This is a genomic window from Achromobacter marplatensis (assembly GCF_002209535.1).
Taxonomy (GTDB): Bacteria; Pseudomonadota; Gammaproteobacteria; order Burkholderiales; family Burkholderiaceae_B; genus Achromobacter; species Achromobacter marplatensis.
Genome location: NZ_NJIG01000003.1, coordinates 177,930 through 193,233, shown reverse-complemented (window position 1 = coordinate 193,233; position 15,304 = coordinate 177,930). Strand labels below are relative to the sequence as shown.

The 15,304-nt window shown below is 65.6% G+C and carries 12 protein-coding genes; all 12 read left to right on the top strand.

The annotated features are described in order from the left end of the window. Positions 1-122: 122 nt before the first annotated feature. On the top strand, positions 123-1,394 hold the full coding sequence (locus CEY09_RS07890; protein ID WP_234818251.1) for an MFS transporter: 1,272 nt from the start codon (positions 123-125) through the stop codon (positions 1,392-1,394). 30 nt (positions 1,395-1,424) lie between these two features. Further along, positions 1,425-2,810 carry a NarK family nitrate/nitrite MFS transporter gene (locus CEY09_RS07885; RefSeq protein ID WP_088588214.1) on the top strand — a complete coding sequence of 462 codons (1,386 nt, stop codon included), beginning with the start codon at positions 1,425-1,427 and terminating at the stop codon, positions 2,808-2,810. Between the two features lie 136 nt (positions 2,811-2,946). Next, complete coding sequence (locus tag CEY09_RS07880; protein WP_088588213.1) at positions 2,947-6,708, top strand: nitrate reductase subunit alpha; 3,762 nt, start codon at positions 2,947-2,949, stop codon at positions 6,706-6,708. Further along, positions 6,705-8,273, top strand: a complete 1,569-nt coding sequence (gene narH, locus CEY09_RS07875; protein WP_006223245.1) for a nitrate reductase subunit beta — start codon at positions 6,705-6,707, stop codon at positions 8,271-8,273. Before CEY09_RS07880 ends, narH begins: the two co-directional genes overlap by 4 nt. Positions 8,274-8,287: 14 nt before the next feature. Further along, positions 8,288-8,935 (top strand): nitrate reductase molybdenum cofactor assembly chaperone, encoded by a 648-nt coding sequence (narJ, locus tag CEY09_RS07870; protein ID WP_006223244.1) that lies wholly within the window; start codon positions 8,288-8,290, stop codon positions 8,933-8,935. An 18-nt stretch (positions 8,936-8,953) separates the two neighbouring features. Further along, positions 8,954-9,637 (top strand): respiratory nitrate reductase subunit gamma, encoded by a 684-nt coding sequence (gene narI, locus CEY09_RS07865; protein ID WP_088588212.1) that lies wholly within the window; start codon positions 8,954-8,956, stop codon positions 9,635-9,637. Positions 9,638-9,659: 22 nt separating this feature from the next. Next, on the top strand, positions 9,660-10,424 hold the full coding sequence (locus tag CEY09_RS07860; protein ID WP_088588211.1) for a peptidylprolyl isomerase: 765 nt from the start codon (positions 9,660-9,662) through the stop codon (positions 10,422-10,424). Then, positions 10,421-11,419, top strand: coding sequence for a GTP 3',8-cyclase MoaA (moaA, locus tag CEY09_RS07855; RefSeq protein ID WP_088588210.1), 999 nt, complete (start codon positions 10,421-10,423; stop codon positions 11,417-11,419). The genes CEY09_RS07860 and moaA overlap by 4 nt, the downstream gene beginning before the upstream one ends. 1 nt (position 11,420) lies before the next feature. After that, on the top strand, positions 11,421-12,080 hold the full coding sequence (locus CEY09_RS07850; RefSeq protein WP_088588209.1) for a carbonic anhydrase: 660 nt from the start codon (positions 11,421-11,423) through the stop codon (positions 12,078-12,080). Beyond that, a complete protein-coding gene (gene mobB, locus CEY09_RS07845) occupies positions 12,077-12,574 on the top strand; it encodes a molybdopterin-guanine dinucleotide biosynthesis protein B (RefSeq protein WP_088588208.1) in 498 nt (165 codons plus the stop codon). The genes CEY09_RS07850 and mobB overlap by 4 nt, the downstream gene beginning before the upstream one ends. Before the next feature lie 46 nt (positions 12,575-12,620). Further along, positions 12,621-14,558, top strand: a complete 1,938-nt coding sequence (locus tag CEY09_RS07840) for a type IV pili methyl-accepting chemotaxis transducer N-terminal domain-containing protein (protein WP_088588207.1) — start codon at positions 12,621-12,623, stop codon at positions 14,556-14,558. A 12-nt stretch (positions 14,559-14,570) separates the two neighbouring features. Then, entirely contained in the window at positions 14,571-15,233 is a 663-nt protein-coding gene (locus CEY09_RS07835) for a response regulator (RefSeq protein WP_088588206.1), read from the top strand. Positions 15,234-15,304 lie beyond the last annotated feature (71 nt).

Genomic DNA, 15,304 nt, shown 5'->3' with positions numbered 1-15,304 from the left:
CCCGGCAGTGACTAGGCACATTGGCGGGGCCGGATGGTCAGCCGGCGAATGGCGGCACGGGCATGCGGTCCCTAGGCTAGAGCCCTGAATTCCCTGTATCCGTGAGCCAAGCGAGAGTAACCATGACAGCAGCAACTTCCCCATCCGGCAGGCCGATGCGGGTCCTGATTTCCAGCACGTTCGCCTTCACCATCTGTTTCGCGGTCTGGATGATCTTTGCGGTGCTGGGCATCCCCATCAAGGCGCAACTGGGCCTGTCCGAAACCCAATTCGGCCTGTTGGCCGCCATGCCGGTACTGACCGGGTCACTGGTACGGGTGCCGCTGGGCATCTGGACCGACCGCTACGGTGGCCGGCCGGTGTTCTTCATCCTGATGCTGCTGGCGGTGGTGCCGATCTGGCTGCTGTCCTACGCCACCGAATACTGGCAGTTCCTGGTGCTGGCGCTGTTCGTCGGCCTGACGGGCGGCTCGTTCTCGGTCGGCACGCCGTATGTGGCGCGCTGGTTCCCGCGCAACAAGCAGGGGCTGGCGATGGGCGTGTTCGGCGCGGGCAATTCGGGGTCGGCCATCACCAAGTTCGTGGCGCCGGCGCTGATCGCCGCCGCCGGCGGCGCCTGGGTCATCGTGCCGCAGGTGTATGCGGTGGCGCTGCTTGTCACGGCCGTGCTGTTCTGGATGTTCTCGGCCTCCGACCCGGCGCACCGCGTCACGCGGGGCGCCTCCTTGTCGGCGCAGTTCGCCATGCTGAAGGACCCGCGCGTCTGGCGCTACTGCCAGTACTACTCGGTGGTGTTCGGCGGCTATGTGGCGCTGGCGCTGTGGATGACCAAGTACTACATCGGCGAATACGGCTTCGACATGAAGCTGGCCGCATTGCTGGCGGCCTGCTTCTCGTTGCCCGGCGGCGTGTTGCGCGCGCTGGGCGGCTGGATCTCGGACCGCCACGGCGCCTACAAGACCACCTGGTGGGTGATGTGGGTGTGCTGGGTGGCGTTCTTCCTGCTGAGCTATCCGCAAACCGAATTCACCATCATGACCGCCAATGGTCCGCGCAGCTTCGGCATCGCGCTGGGACCGGTGTCGTTCACCGTGCTGCTCTTCATCGTCGGTATCGCCATGGCGATCGGCAAGGCCTCGGTCTTCAAGTTCATCTCGGACGAGTTCGGCGAGAACATCGGCGCCGTGTCCGGCATCGTCGGCCTGGCCGGCGGCTTGGGGGGCTTCGTGCTGCCCATCCTGTTCGGCGTGCTGCTCGACCTGACCGGCGTGCGCTCCAGCGCTTTCATGCTGCTGTACGGCACGGTCTGCGTATCGCTGATCTTCATGCACTTCAGTTTCCGGCCCGAAAGCGCGGCCAGCGCGTCGGCGGCCGTCGCCAAGCAATCCGCCTGATCCTTCCCACCCCTACAAAGAGCCTTCATCATGTCCACTCAAGTCCTGTCGCGTTGGGAGCCCGATAATCCCGGCTTCTGGAAGCAGACCGGCGCGCGCGTCGCCAACCGCAACCTCTGGATCTCCATCCCCGCCCTGATGCTGGCGTTCAGCATCTGGATGCTGTGGAGCGTGGTAGTGGTCAACCTGGATCGCGCGGGCTTCATGCTGTCGAAGAATCAGCTGTTCTGGCTGACCGCGCTGCCGGCGCTGTCGGGCGCCACGTTGCGCATCTTCTATTCCTTTCTGGTCCCTGTCTTCGGCGGCCGCAAGTGGACGGCCATTTCCACGGCCTCGCTCCTGATCCCGGCGCTGGGCATGGGGTTCGCGCTGCGCGACCCGACCACCTCGTTCCCCACCTTGCTGATCCTGGCGCTGTTGTGCGGCCTGGGCGGCGGCAACTTCAGTTCCAGCATGGCCAACATCAGCTTCTTTTTCCCCAAGGAAAAGAAGGGTCTGGCCACGGGCCTGAACGCGGGCATCGGCAACCTGGGCGTCTCGCTCGCGCAGTTCGTGGTGCCGGTCGTGATCTCGGTGGGCGTCTTCGGCGTGGCCGGCGGCGCCCCGCAGGAAATCACCGTCAATGGCGCGCAGCAGAACCTGTGGCTGCAGAACGCCGGCTTCATCTGGGTGATCCCCATCGCCATCGCGGCCATCGCCGCGTGGTTCGGCATGAACGACATCGCCGACGCCCGCGCGTCGTTTGCCGACCAGGCCGTGATCTTCAAGCGCAAGCACAACTGGCTGATGTGCTGGCTCTATGTGGGCACCTTCGGCTCCTTCATCGGTTTCTCGGCGGGCTTCGCCATGCTGACCAAGACCCTGTTCCCGAACGTCGACCCCACGGCCTACGCCTTCCTGGGGCCGCTCGTGGGGTCGCTCACGCGTCCGGTGGGCGGCTGGGTGTCCGACAAGCTCGGCGGCGCGCGCGTCACCTTGCTCACCTTCGCCGGAATGATCGCCGCGGTGCTGGGCGTGGTGATGTTCCTGCCCGTGGCCGGGCAGGGCGGCGACTTCAACGGCTTCCTGGCCATGTTCATCGTGCTGTTCGCGCTGACCGGCCTGGGCAACGGGTCCACCTTCCGCATGATCCCCGTGATCTTCCTGCGCGAACGCACGCAGGCGGCCACCGGCAAGGGCGCGGCCGGCCAGAAGCAGGCCATGAGCGAAGCGGCCAAGGAATCGGCGGCCGTGCTGGGGTTTTCCGGCGCCATCGGGGCCTACGGCGGCTTTTTCATTCCCCGCAGCTTCGGTACGTCGCTGGAAATGACAGGCAGCGTGCAGGCCGCGCTGTATTGCTTCATCGGCTTCTACGCCACCTGCATGGTGATCACCTGGTGGTTCTACGCCCGCCGCAATGCCCCGGTGCCGTGCTGACTGGGTGACTAGTCACTCTGCCGTGCGCCGCCTGTGCCACTGGCGAATAGGCGGGGGACAGAGCGGCGCCTAAAGTGGATTCAACGGCAACGATCGCAGTACGCGCCGGCCAGGCCGGCGTTCTTGGAGAAACACAATGAGTCATTTTCTGGACCGGTTGAAGTTCATGTCGCGGGTGAAGTCCACGTTTGCGGACGGCCACGGCGAAACGGTCAACGAAGACCGCAAGTGGGAAAATGCATACCGCTCCCGCTGGCAGCACGACAAGGTCGTGCGTTCGACCCACGGGGTGAACTGCACGGGCTCGTGCTCGTGGAAGGTCTACGTCAAGAATGGCCTGATCACCTGGGAAACGCAGCAGACGGACTATCCCCGCACTCGTCCCGACCTGCCCAACCATGAGCCTCGCGGCTGTCCCCGGGGCGCGTCCTACAGCTGGTACGTGTATTCGGCGCAGCGGGTGAAGTACCCGATGATCCGGGGCCGCCTGATGGAAATGTGGCGCGAAGCGCGCAAGACCATGGACCCGATCGCCGCGTGGGAATGGATCAGCCAGGACCCCGTGCGCGCCAAGCGTTACAAGTCGATCCGCGGCCTGGGCGGCTTCGTGCGCGCCGACTGGGATACGGCCACCGAGATCATCGCCGCCGCCAATGCGCTGACCATCAAGAAGTACGGCCCCGACCGCGTGATCGGCTTTTCGCCGATTCCGGCCATGTCCATGGTCAGCTACGCCGCCGGCGCTCGCTACCTGAGCCTGCTGGGCGGCGTGTGCCTGAGCTTCTATGACTGGTATTGCGACCTGCCGCCGGCCAGCCCGCAGATCTGGGGCGAACAGACCGACGTGCCGGAATCGGCCGACTGGTACAACTCGACCTACCTGATGGTGTGGGGCTCGAACGTGCCCCAGACCCGCACGCCCGACGCCCACTTCTACACCGAGGTCCGCTACAAAGGCACCAAGACGGTGGCCGTCTCCAGCGACTTTGGCGAAATGGTCAAGTTCGGCGACATCTGGCTGGCGCCCAAGCAGGGCACCGACGCCGCGCTGGCGATGGCCATGGGCCACGTGATCCTGAAGGAATTCCACCTGTCGGCGAACCCGTCGCCCTACTTCCAGGACTATGTGCGGCGCTATACCGACATGCCGATGCTGGTGCTGCTGCAACCCCGCGACGGCTTCTATGCCCCCGACCACTTCCTGCGCGCCTCGCACCTGGAGGGCGCGCTGGGCGAACAGAACAACCCCGATTGGAAGACGCTGGTGCTGGACGCCAAGAGCGGCGACCTGGTTGCGCCCAACGGCAGCATCGGCTTTCGCTGGGGCGAGGGCGCGGTCAACGGCGGCGAAAAGGTCGGCCGCTGGAACCTGGAATCCAAGGACGGCGGCAGTGGCCGCGACATTGAACCGACGTTGAGCCTGTTGGACGCCGGCAGCGATGTCGTCGGCGTGGGCTTTCCGTACTTCGGCAGCGAACACGACGAATTGCTGGTGCGCAATGTGCCGGCCCGCCGCATCCGCCTGGCCGACGGCACCGAGGCGCTGGTCGCCACGGTGTACGACCTGCAGATGGCCAACTATGGCCTGGACCGAGGACTCGGCGGCGGCAACGTCGCGGCCTCGTTCGACGACGACGTGCCCTACACGCCGGCCTGGCAGGAAAAGCACACCGGCGTGCCGCGCGCGCAAGTGATCCAGGTGGCGCGCGAATTCGCGCAAAACGCGCACGACACCGAAGGCAAGTCGATGGTGATCGTGGGCGCCGGCCTGAACCACTGGTACCACATGGACATGATCTACCGTGGCATCATCAACATGCTGATGATGTGCGGCTGCGTGGGCAAGAGCGGCGGCGGCTGGGCGCATTACGTGGGCCAGGAAAAGCTGCGCCCGCAGTTCGGCTGGGCCCCGCTGGCGTTCGGTTCCGACTGGGCGCGCCCGCCGCGCCAGATGAACGGCACGTCGTTCTTCTATGCGCACACCAGCCAGTGGCGCCACGAAAAGCTGAACGTGCAGGAAATCCTGGGCCCGACCGCCGACCGCGCCAAGTACGGCGAACTCAGCATGATCGACCTGAACGCCCGCGCCGAGCGCATGGGATGGCTGCCGTCGGCCCCGCAACTGCGCACCAACCCGCTGGATGTGGTGGCCCAGGCCGAGGCCGAAGGTCGTGACCCCATCGCGCATGCGGTTGAACAGCTGAAGTCCGGTGCGCTGCGCATGTCGTGCGAAGACCCGGACGATCCGGCCAACTTCCCGCGCAATATGTTCGTCTGGCGTTCCAATATCCTGGGCTCCAGCGGCAAGGGCCACGAGTACTTCCTGAAGTACCTGCTGGGCGCGCAAAACGCGGTGTTCGGCGACGAAGGCGACGCGATCAAGCCCACGGAAGTGACATTCCAGGACGATGCGGCCGAAGGCAAGCTGGATTTGCTGACGGTGCTGGACTTCCGCATGAGCACGACCTGCCTGTACGGCGACATCGTGCTGCCGACGGCCACCTGGTACGAAAAGGACGACCTGAACACGTCCGACATGCACCCCTTCATCCACCCCTTGAGCGAAGCGGTGCAGCCCCTGTGGGAGAGCAAGACCGACTGGGAGATTTACAAGCTGCTGGCCAAGAAGTTCAGCGAGATCGGCGGCCCCTACCTGGGCAAGCGCCGCGACCTGGTGATGACGCCCCTGATGCACGACACCCCTGGGGAACTGGGCCAGGCCTTCGAGCCCCGCGACTGGAAGCTGGGCGAGTGCGATCTGGTGCCGGGCAAGACCGCGCCGTCGATGACTGTCGTGGAACGCGACTACAACGACATCTACCGCAAGTTCACGTCGGTCGGCCCCTTGCTGGACAAGCTGGGCAACGGCGGCAAGGGCATCAACTGGAACACCGAGCACGAGGTGCGCGAGCTGGCTGGCATCAATGAAAGCGTGTCGGAAGCCGGGGTCAGCCAGGGCCGTCCGCGCCTGGACACCGCCATCGACGCGGCCGAAATGATCCTGACCTTCGCACCCGAGACCAATGGCCACGTGTCGGTCAAGGCCTGGGAAGCGCTGGGCAAGATCACCGGGCGCGACCACACCCATCTGGCCACCGGCCGCGAGCACGACAAGATCCGTTTCCGCGACGTCCAGGCGCAGCCGCGCAAAATCATTTCGGCGCCGACCTGGTCGGGCCTGGAGAGCGAAGAGGTCAGCTACAACGCCGGCTATACGAACGTGCACGAACTGATCCCATGGCGCACGCTGACCGGCCGCCAGCAGTTCTACCAGGACCACCGCTGGATGCTGGATTTCGGTGAAGGCTCCTGCGTCTACAAGCCGGCCATCGACACCAAGACGGTGGCGCCCATGCTGGGCCGCTACCCGAACGGCGAAAAGGAACTGGTCCTGAACTGGCTGACGCCGCACCAGAAATGGGGCATCCACAGTACGTATTCGGACAACCTGCGCATGCTGACGCTCAGCCGCGGCGGCCCCCACGTGTGGGTGTCGGAAGCCGAGGCCAAGCAGGCCGGGCTGGTGGACAACGACTGGGTCGAAGTCTTCAACGTCAACGGCACCTTGACCGCGCGGGTGGTCGTCAGCCAGCGCGTGCCGGTGGGCATGTGCCTGATGTACCACGCCCAGGAAAAGATCGTGAACGTGCCGGGGGCGGAAACCAGCGGCAAGCGAGGCGGCATCCATAACTCGGTCACGCGCACGGTGCTCAAGCCCACGCACATGATCGGCGGCTACGCCCAGCAGGCCTACGGTTTCAATTACTACGGCACGGTCGGCGCCAACCGCGACGAGTTCGTGGTGTTGCGCAAGATGAAGAAAGTGGACTGGCTGGAAGGCCCGCTCGTTGAAGACCCCGCCACGCAGGCAACGCAACAAGAAGAGAAGCAATCATGAGGATACGCGCCCAAATCGGCATGGTGCTGAACCTGGACAAGTGCATCGGCTGCCACACTTGCTCGGTCACCTGCAAGAACGTCTGGACCAGCCGCGACGGTGTCGAATATGCCTGGTTCAACAACGTGGAAACCAAGCCCGGCATCGGCTATCCCAAGGAATGGGAAAACCAGGACAAGTGGAAGGGCGGCTGGAAGCGCACGGCCGCCGGCAAGCTGGAACCGCGCCAGGGCGGCAAGCTGCGCATCCTGGCCAACCTGTTCGCCAACCCGAACCTGCCGGCCATCGACGACTACTACGAGCCCTTCACCTTCGACTACGAGCACCTGCAGAACGCGCCCTTGCTGCAGACGCCGCCCACCGCGCGGCCCATTTCGGTGCTGACCGGCAAGAAGATGGACAAGATCCAATGGGGCCCGAACTGGGAAGACGACCTGGGCGGGGAATTCAGCTCGCGCAGCCGCGACGCCTTGTTCGAAGGCGTGCAGAAAGAGATGTACTCGACGTTCGAGAACACCTTCATGATGTACTTGCCCCGCCTGTGCGAACACTGCCTGAATCCGGCCTGTGTCGCCAGCTGCCCGTCCGGTTCCATCTACAAGCGTGAAGACGACGGCATCGTGCTGGTGGACCAGGACAAGTGCCGCGGCTGGCGCATGTGCATCTCGGGCTGCCCGTACAAGAAGATTTACTACAACTGGAGCAGCGGCAAGGCGGAAAAGTGCACGTTTTGCTATCCGCGTATTGAAGCCGGCCAGCCCACCGTTTGCTCGGAAACCTGCGTCGGCCGCATCCGCTACCTGGGCGTCATGCTGTATGACGCCGACCAGATCGAACGCGCCGCGGCCACCGCCAACGAGCAGGACCTGTATGAATCGCAGTTGGACCTGTTCCTGGACCCGCATTCGCCGGAAGTGATCGCCGCCGCGCGCGAGCAGGGCATTCCGGAATCGTGGCTGGAGTCTGCGCGCCAGTCGCCCGTCTACAAGATGGCGGTGCAATGGCGCGTGGCCTTCCCGCTGCACCCTGAATACCGCACCTTGCCGATGGTCTGGTACATCCCGCCGCTGTCGCCCATCCAGACGGCAGCCGAAGCCGGCCAGATGCCGCAGCGCACCGTGGGCAAGAGCGCCATGATCCCGGACGTGTCCAGCCTGCGCATCCCGGTGCGCTACCTGGCCAACCTGCTGACGGCGGGCAAGGAAGCCCCCGTGCTGCAGGCCCTGGAGCGCATGCTGGCCATGCGCGCCTATAAGCGGTCTGAGACCGTGCACGGCGAACGCGATACGGCGCTGTTGGAGCAGGTCGGCCTGACCGAGGAAACCGTACAGGACATGTACAAGATCATGGCCATTGCCGACTACGAAGACCGTTTCGTCGTGCCCAGCAGCCATAAGGAAGTGGTGGAAGACAGCTTCAACGAGAAGGGCAGTTGCGGATTCACCTTCGGCAACGGCTGCTCGGGCGGCGTGTCCGAAGGCACCTTGTTCGGTCGCAAGCCCCAAGGCAGCGAGATCTTCATCGAAATGCCGAAATCCCGCAAGAAGGCCGCGCTGGCCCGCTAGGAAAGGAGAAAACCATGAATTTGTACCGCTTGCTTTCCGCCTTGCTCAGCTATCCCGAGCCTGAACTGCTGGATGCCTTGGGCGACGTGGAGTCGATGCTGGCTGACTTCCCCGACGCCGAGGAAGCCCTGCAGCCGCTGGTCGGTTACCTGGCCACCAACGACCTGATCGCCGTGCAGGAGAACTACGTGGCGACGTTCGACCGCAACCGTTCGCACTCGCTGCACCTGTTCGAACACGTGCACGGCGAAAGCCGCGACCGCGGCCAGGCCATGGTCGACCTGCTGGAGACCTACCGCGGCCAGGGGTTCGAGCCGGTCGTGTCCGAACTGCCGGACCACGTGCCGCTGTTCCTGGAATTCCTGGGCGTGATCGATCCGGCCCAGGCGCAGGACCTGCTGGACGAAGCCATTCACGTACTGGCGGCCATCGGCGCGCGGCTGGCCAAGGGCGGCAGCCCCTACGCTGGCATCTTCGCGGTGCTGCGCGCCGAGTCCCGGGTGATTCCGCGGGAACAGACCGAAGCACCCGTGCGCGACATGGACGAAGCCATGGAGACCTACGGCGTCAGCCAGGACGGCGTAGAGCCGCTGTTGCGGCCGTTTTCGGGCGATGGCGCGCAAACCGTGCGCTTCTACCCCCGGGCGCCGGCCGCCCATTAATGCTCAGGAAGACGCATCATGAATTCCCTGAATCAGTTTCTTTTCGGCATCTACCCCTACATCGCGCTGACGGTCTTCCTGTTGGGCAGCCTGGCGCGTTTCGAGCGCGAGCAATACACGTGGAAGACGGACAGCTCGCAGTTGCTGCACCGCGGCCAATTGCGGCTGGGCAACATCCTGTTCCACGTCGGCATCCTGGGCCTGTTCTTCGGGCATCTTGCCGGGCTGCTGACGCCGGTGGTGGTGTGGGACACGCTGGGCGTTTCGCATACGTTGAAGCAGACAGTGGCGATGGTGGCCGGCGGCGTCATGGGCGGAATCTGCCTGATCGGCCTCTTGATCCTGATCCACCGCCGCCTGACCGACCCGCGCATCGCCCGCACGACGCGTCCCGGCGACAAGCTGCTGCTGTTGTGGATCCTCGTCACCTTGCTGCTGGGCCTGTCGACCATCGTGCTGTCCGCGGGTCACATGGACGGTGAAATGATGGTGCGCCTGATGACGTGGGCGCAGCACATCGTCACCTTCCAGGGCGACGCCGCCAGCCATATCGCCGACGTGCCGCTGCTATTCAAGGCGCACCTGTTCATGGGCCTGACTTTGTTCGTGATCTTCCCGTTCACGCGTCTCGTCCACGTCTGGAGCGGCTTCGCCTCGCTGGGCTATCTGGGCCGCGCCTGGCAACTGGTCCGCCCGCGCTGAACCCACGCACCAGGAGCCGAACATGCCTGTCATCGTCAATGGCGTCGAACTGAACGACGCGGATCTGGAACGCGAACTGCCGCTGCACGCGGAAGCCGGCAACCCCGTGCGCCACGCGGTTACCGCGCTGGTCTTGCGCCGGGTGCTGCTGGACGAAGCGGCCCGTCTGGGCCTGGATGCCGAGGACGAGGAGGGCGCCATCAGCGCCTTGCTCGCCGCGCAGGCGCCCGCGCCGGAGGCCGACGAGGCCGCCTGTCGCCGCTTCTACCAGATGCACCCGCAGCGCTTCATGGTGGGAGAGTTGGTCGAGGCCGACCACATCCTGTTCCAGGTGACACCCACCGTGAACCTGGACATGCTGCGCGCCCATGCCAACGTCGTGCTGCAGGAATTGCTGGCCGATCCCTCGCGCTTTGCCGAGGTGGCGCGCGAGCAATCCAACTGCCCGTCGGCGACGGTGGGCGGCAACCTGGGTCAGTTGGGCCGTGGCGACACGGTGCCGGAGTTCGAGCGCGCTGTCTTCGCGTTGCCTTCGGGCGGCCTGTTGCCGCAACTGTTGCAGACCCGCCATGGCCTGCACATCGTGCGGGTGACGCGCCGCATCGAAGGCCGGCTGCTGCCTTATGAACACGTGGCGCAGCAGATCGCCATGGCGCTCACGTCCATGAGCCGCGACACCGCCTGGCGGCAATACACCAAGCTGCTGGTCGAACGCGCCGACGTCCAGGGCATTGACCTGGAAGCGGGCGGCGAGCCCGAACGCGTCTATGGCGGGAGCGCCGCATGATGGACGAGCCTGCTGCAGGACCCCTGACAGACGGCTTCGGACGCCGGATCGACTACCTCCGCGTCTCGGTCACAGACCGCTGCGACCTGCGTTGCAGCTACTGCCTGCCCAAGGATTTCAGGGGCTTCGAAACCCCGGCCAACTGGCTGCGCCATGACGAAATGGCCAGGCTGGTGGGCCTGTTCGTGCGCCTGGGCGTCAGCAAGGTCCGGCTGACTGGCGGCGAGCCGCTGTTGCGCCGCGGCGTGGCGGGCTTGGCCCGTGCCATCGCGGCGATGCCGGGCCTCACCGACCTGTCGGTGTCTACCAATGGCACGCAACTGGTTCGTCATGCCGAAGACCTGCGCGCCGCGGGCGTGACGCGGCTGAACATCAGCCTGGACACGCTGGACGCCGCAGCCTTCAGCCAGATCACCGGGCGCGATTGCCTGGATTCCGTGCTGGCGGGGCTGGCGGCCGCCCGCCAGGCAGGCTTTTCGCCCATCAAGCTGAACAGCGTGGTGCATGCCGCCACGCCCAAGGCCGATGTGCGCCGCCTGCTGGACTACGCCATGGGGCAGGGCTTTGTCCTGCGCCTGATCGAACCCATGCCGATGGGGGAATGCGGCCGCGGCTTCACCCACACGGATTTGAATGCCATGGGCGCGCGCCTGGCCGCCGAGGCGGGTCTGGTGCCGGCGTTGGCGGCTTCGGGAACGGGCCCGGCGCGGTACTGGACGGCGGGTGAGGGCGCGCCGGTGCTGGGCGTGATTACGCCCATGTCGCGGCACTTCTGCGCCACCTGCAACCGGGTGCGGCTGGGCGTGGACGGCACGTTGTACCTGTGCCTGGGGCAGGAAGCCCGGGTGCCGCTGGGCCGTCTCCTGCGCGGCGGAGCCAGCGACGCCGAACTGGTGCGCGCGATCCTGGCAGGCATTGCCGCCAAGCCGGAACGCCATGATTTCGTCACGCGCCCCGAGCGCATCGTCCGGTTCATGGCGCAGACAGGGGGCTGAGATGGGAGACATCGAACGCTTCATCGACGGCTTCCAGCGCTTTCAACAGCAATATTACGAAGAAGCGCCCGCGCTGTACCGCAACCTGCGAGACGGCCAGCACCCCAGCACCTTGCTGATCGGCTGCTGCGATTCCCGCGTGGACCCGGCCATGATGCTGGGCTGCGACCCTGGCGACATTTTCGCCGTGCGCAACGTGGCCAACCTGGTGCCGCCCACCAGCGCCGACCGCGGCTTGCAGGGCGTGCTGGCTGCCATACAGTTTGCCGTGGAGCAGTTGCGGGTCAGCCGCATCATCGTGCTGGGGCACGCGCACTGCGGCGGCATCCGGGCGCTGATGGAACGGCGCACGCGCAGCGACGGCGAAACCGACTATCTGGAGCGCTGGATGGATATCGCCGAGCCGGCCCGCCATCGGGTGCTGCGCCAGATGCCTCACGCCACCGACGCCGAACGCCGCCGCGCCTGCGAGCAGGCGTCCATCCTGATTTCGCTGCGCAACCTTGAGGAATTGCCCTTCGTGCGCCGCGCCGTGCAGGCGGGCGACCTGACGCTGCATGGCTGGTATTTCGACCTGGTGGCCGGGGCATTGCTGGCATACTCGCCGCGGGCGGACGCGTTCTTACCTATGGTCTGTCCCTTGTTTACGGAGCATGCATGAGCCCAGTTTTCGGTATCGCCGGCCGGTCCGGCAGCGGCAAAACCACGTTGATTGAAGCGATGCTGCCTTTGCTGGCGGCGCGGGGGCTGCGCGTCAATGTCATCAAGCACAGCCATCACGACTTCCAGATGGAGCCCCCTGGCAAGGACAGCGCGCGCTTCCGGCTGGCGGGCGCCCAGGAGGTGATGGTGGCCTCGCCGTACCGGTATGCCATCGTGCACGAACTGCGGGATGCGCCGGAGCCGTCCCTGGCGGACCAGTTGGCACGCCTGTCACCGGCTGACCTGGTGCTGGTGGAAGGATTCAAGCAGGCGGCGATCCCGCGCATCGAGGTCTACCGCCCCGCGCTGGGCAAGCCGCCGCTGCACGCCGAAGACGGCAGTTTCCTGGCGATCGTGACCGACGCGCCGCTGGACACCGCGTTGCCCTGCTTGCCGCTGAACGACCCGGCCCAAGTGGCGGACTTCCTGTGCGGCGCGCTGGGCCTGGGTTGAAGGCGACTACACTATCAAACGTACCGCGCCGCCTGCACCGATCTTCATGACGTCTTCTTCACGCATCTCCGGGCTTGACGGCCTGCCTTCCCCCCGGCATCGCCTGTCCACGCGCATCATCGCCAGTTCGCTGGCGGCGCTGGTGGTGGTGCTGTCCATGATCAGCTGGACGCTGTGGCTGTCGTGGCAACTGGAAGGGGCGGGCGCCGCCATCAACGACACGGGCAGCCTGCGCATGCGCGCCAACCGCGTGGCAGTGGAGCTGATGCGCCCGCAAGCCGGCCGAGAAGTCCGCACCCAGGAACAGATCGCGGTGCTGGACGAGACCATTGCGCGGCTGGCAAGAGGCAACCCCGCCCGTCCGCTGTTCATCCCCAGTGACGAAGCGATCCGTGCGCAATGGCACGATGTGGCCAGCTACTGGAAAGACGTGATGCGGCCGGCCGCCTTGCGCGCCATTGCGCAGCCCGATGCGGCCGCCTATCTGCAGACCCTGCCGGAATTCGTATCGCGCGCCGACACGCTGGTACGGATGATCGAACAGGACAACGCCGGCAAGACCACGTCGCTGCGCCTGTCGCAAGGCATTCTGGCGGCCATCGCCAGCGCTGGCACGCTGGCTATGATCTATCTGCTGTACCTATGGATCATCGCGCCCGTGCTGCGGTTGCGTGACGGCTTGCAGCGCATGGCCGAACGCGAATTCAGCACGCGGCTGCCGGTGGAAAGCCAGGACGAATTCGGCTTGCTGGCCCGAGGCTACAACCGCATGGCGGACGAGCTGCAGGACCTGTACACCGGCCTGGAACAGCGCGTCGAGCACAAGACGGCGCAGTTGGCCGCGCAGAACCGGGATATCGGCGCGCTCTACGACATGGCGGCCTTCCTGAACCAGCCCAACGAGATCGAAGCCATGTGCGACGGCTTCCTGCGCCGCGTCATGTTGCAGTTCGACGCCGAAGGCGGCAGCATCCGCGCGCTGGACCCCACCAATGAAAAGCTGAACCTCGTGGTGTCGGTGGGGCTGTCGAACGAGCTCGTGGAATCCGAGCACTGCATGAAGGTGGACGACTGCTACTGCGGCGTCGCAACGCGCCAGGCAGGCGTCATCGTCATCCAGGATTTCCGTCATTCGCCGCCCGAACTGGATCTGAACTGCCAACGCGAGGGCTTTGCCAGTGTGGCGGTGTTCCGTATTGTGACCCGCGACGAAGTGCTGGGATCGTATTCGCTGCATTTCCGCCAGCAACGCCGTCTGGCGCCGTCGGACTCCCAGTTGCTGGAAACCCTGGGGCAGCACCTGGGCGTGGCGCTGGATAACCGGCGGCTTAGCGCGCAGGCCCGCCAACTGGCGGTGGTGCAGGAGCGCGGGCTGGTCGCCCAGGGGCTGCATGACAGCCTGGCGCAAGGCCTGAACTTCCTGAACCTGCAACTGCAGATGCTGGACGCGGCAGTCAAGCGCGGCGACCAGGAAGAGATCAGCGAGATCCTGCCGCTGTTGCGTACGGGCGTGGACGAAAGCTACCAGGACGTGCGCGAATTGCTGACCAATTTCCGCAGCAAGCTGGGGCAGGGCGATCTGCAAGCCGCCATTGAATCCACCGTGGAGCGCTTCCGCCGACAGACCGGCATCCAGACCGAGCTGCGCTTCGGAGGGGACGAGGGCGGTCCGTTGCCGCCCGAGCAGCAACTGCAAGTGCTGTTCATCCTGCAAGAGGCACTGTCCAATGTGCGCAAGCACTCCGAGGCCAGCCAGGTGCAGGTGTCGGTCAACAACGAACGCGACTTCTCGCTGTTGATCCAGGATGACGGGCAGGGCTACGACCCCGCCGAAGTGGCTGCGCGCGGCGAGTCCCACGTGGGCCTGCACATCATGCAGGAGCGCGCCGCGCGGATGCGCGCCGTGATAAAACTGGAATCCCAGCCCGGCGCCGGCACGCGCGTGGCGCTGACCTTGCCTGGCAGCGAGCGCCAGGCCGCCTGACACGTTCTGAACATGCCTATCCGTATCCTGCTTGTCGATGACCACACACTTTTCCGCTCGGGCGTGCGCCTGCTGCTGCAACGCCAACCCGATTTCGAAGTGGTGGCCGAAGCCGGCGACGGCGTGGAAGGCATCAAGCGCGCCAAGGAACTCCAGCCCGACGTCATCCTTCTGGACCTCAACCTTCCCGGCCTGTCCGGCCTGGAAACGCTGCAACTACTGACGCAGGACCTGCCGTCCTGTGCGGTCATCATCCTGACGGTCTCGGAAGAGGCCGACGAACTGGGCCAGGCGCTGCGCGACGGCGCCCGCGGCTATCTGGTGAAGAACATCGACGCCGAGGTCCTGACCTCTGCCATCCGCCGCGCCGCCGCCGGTGAATCGGTCATTGCCGAAAGCATGACGGCCAAGCTGGTGGACCAGTTCCGCGGGGCGGCCTCGCAGGCGGCCCAGGCTTCTGGCAGCGCCGAACGCCACCGGCTGACGGCGCGCGAAACGCAAATCGTCCAATGCCTGGCGCGCGGCGCCAGCAACAAGGTCATTGCGCGCGAGCTCGATGTGAGCGAAAGCACCGTCAAGATCCACGTTCAGAACGTGCTGAAAAAGCTGAACCTGACCAGTCGCGTGCAGGTCGCCGTGTACGCCGTGGAACACGGGCTGCATTCCGAGGAATAGCGCCGCGCCATCACGCTTGCGGCCGCACCCCGGTTTGATCTGCGACAAGGCCGGGATGCCCGCCGGACCCT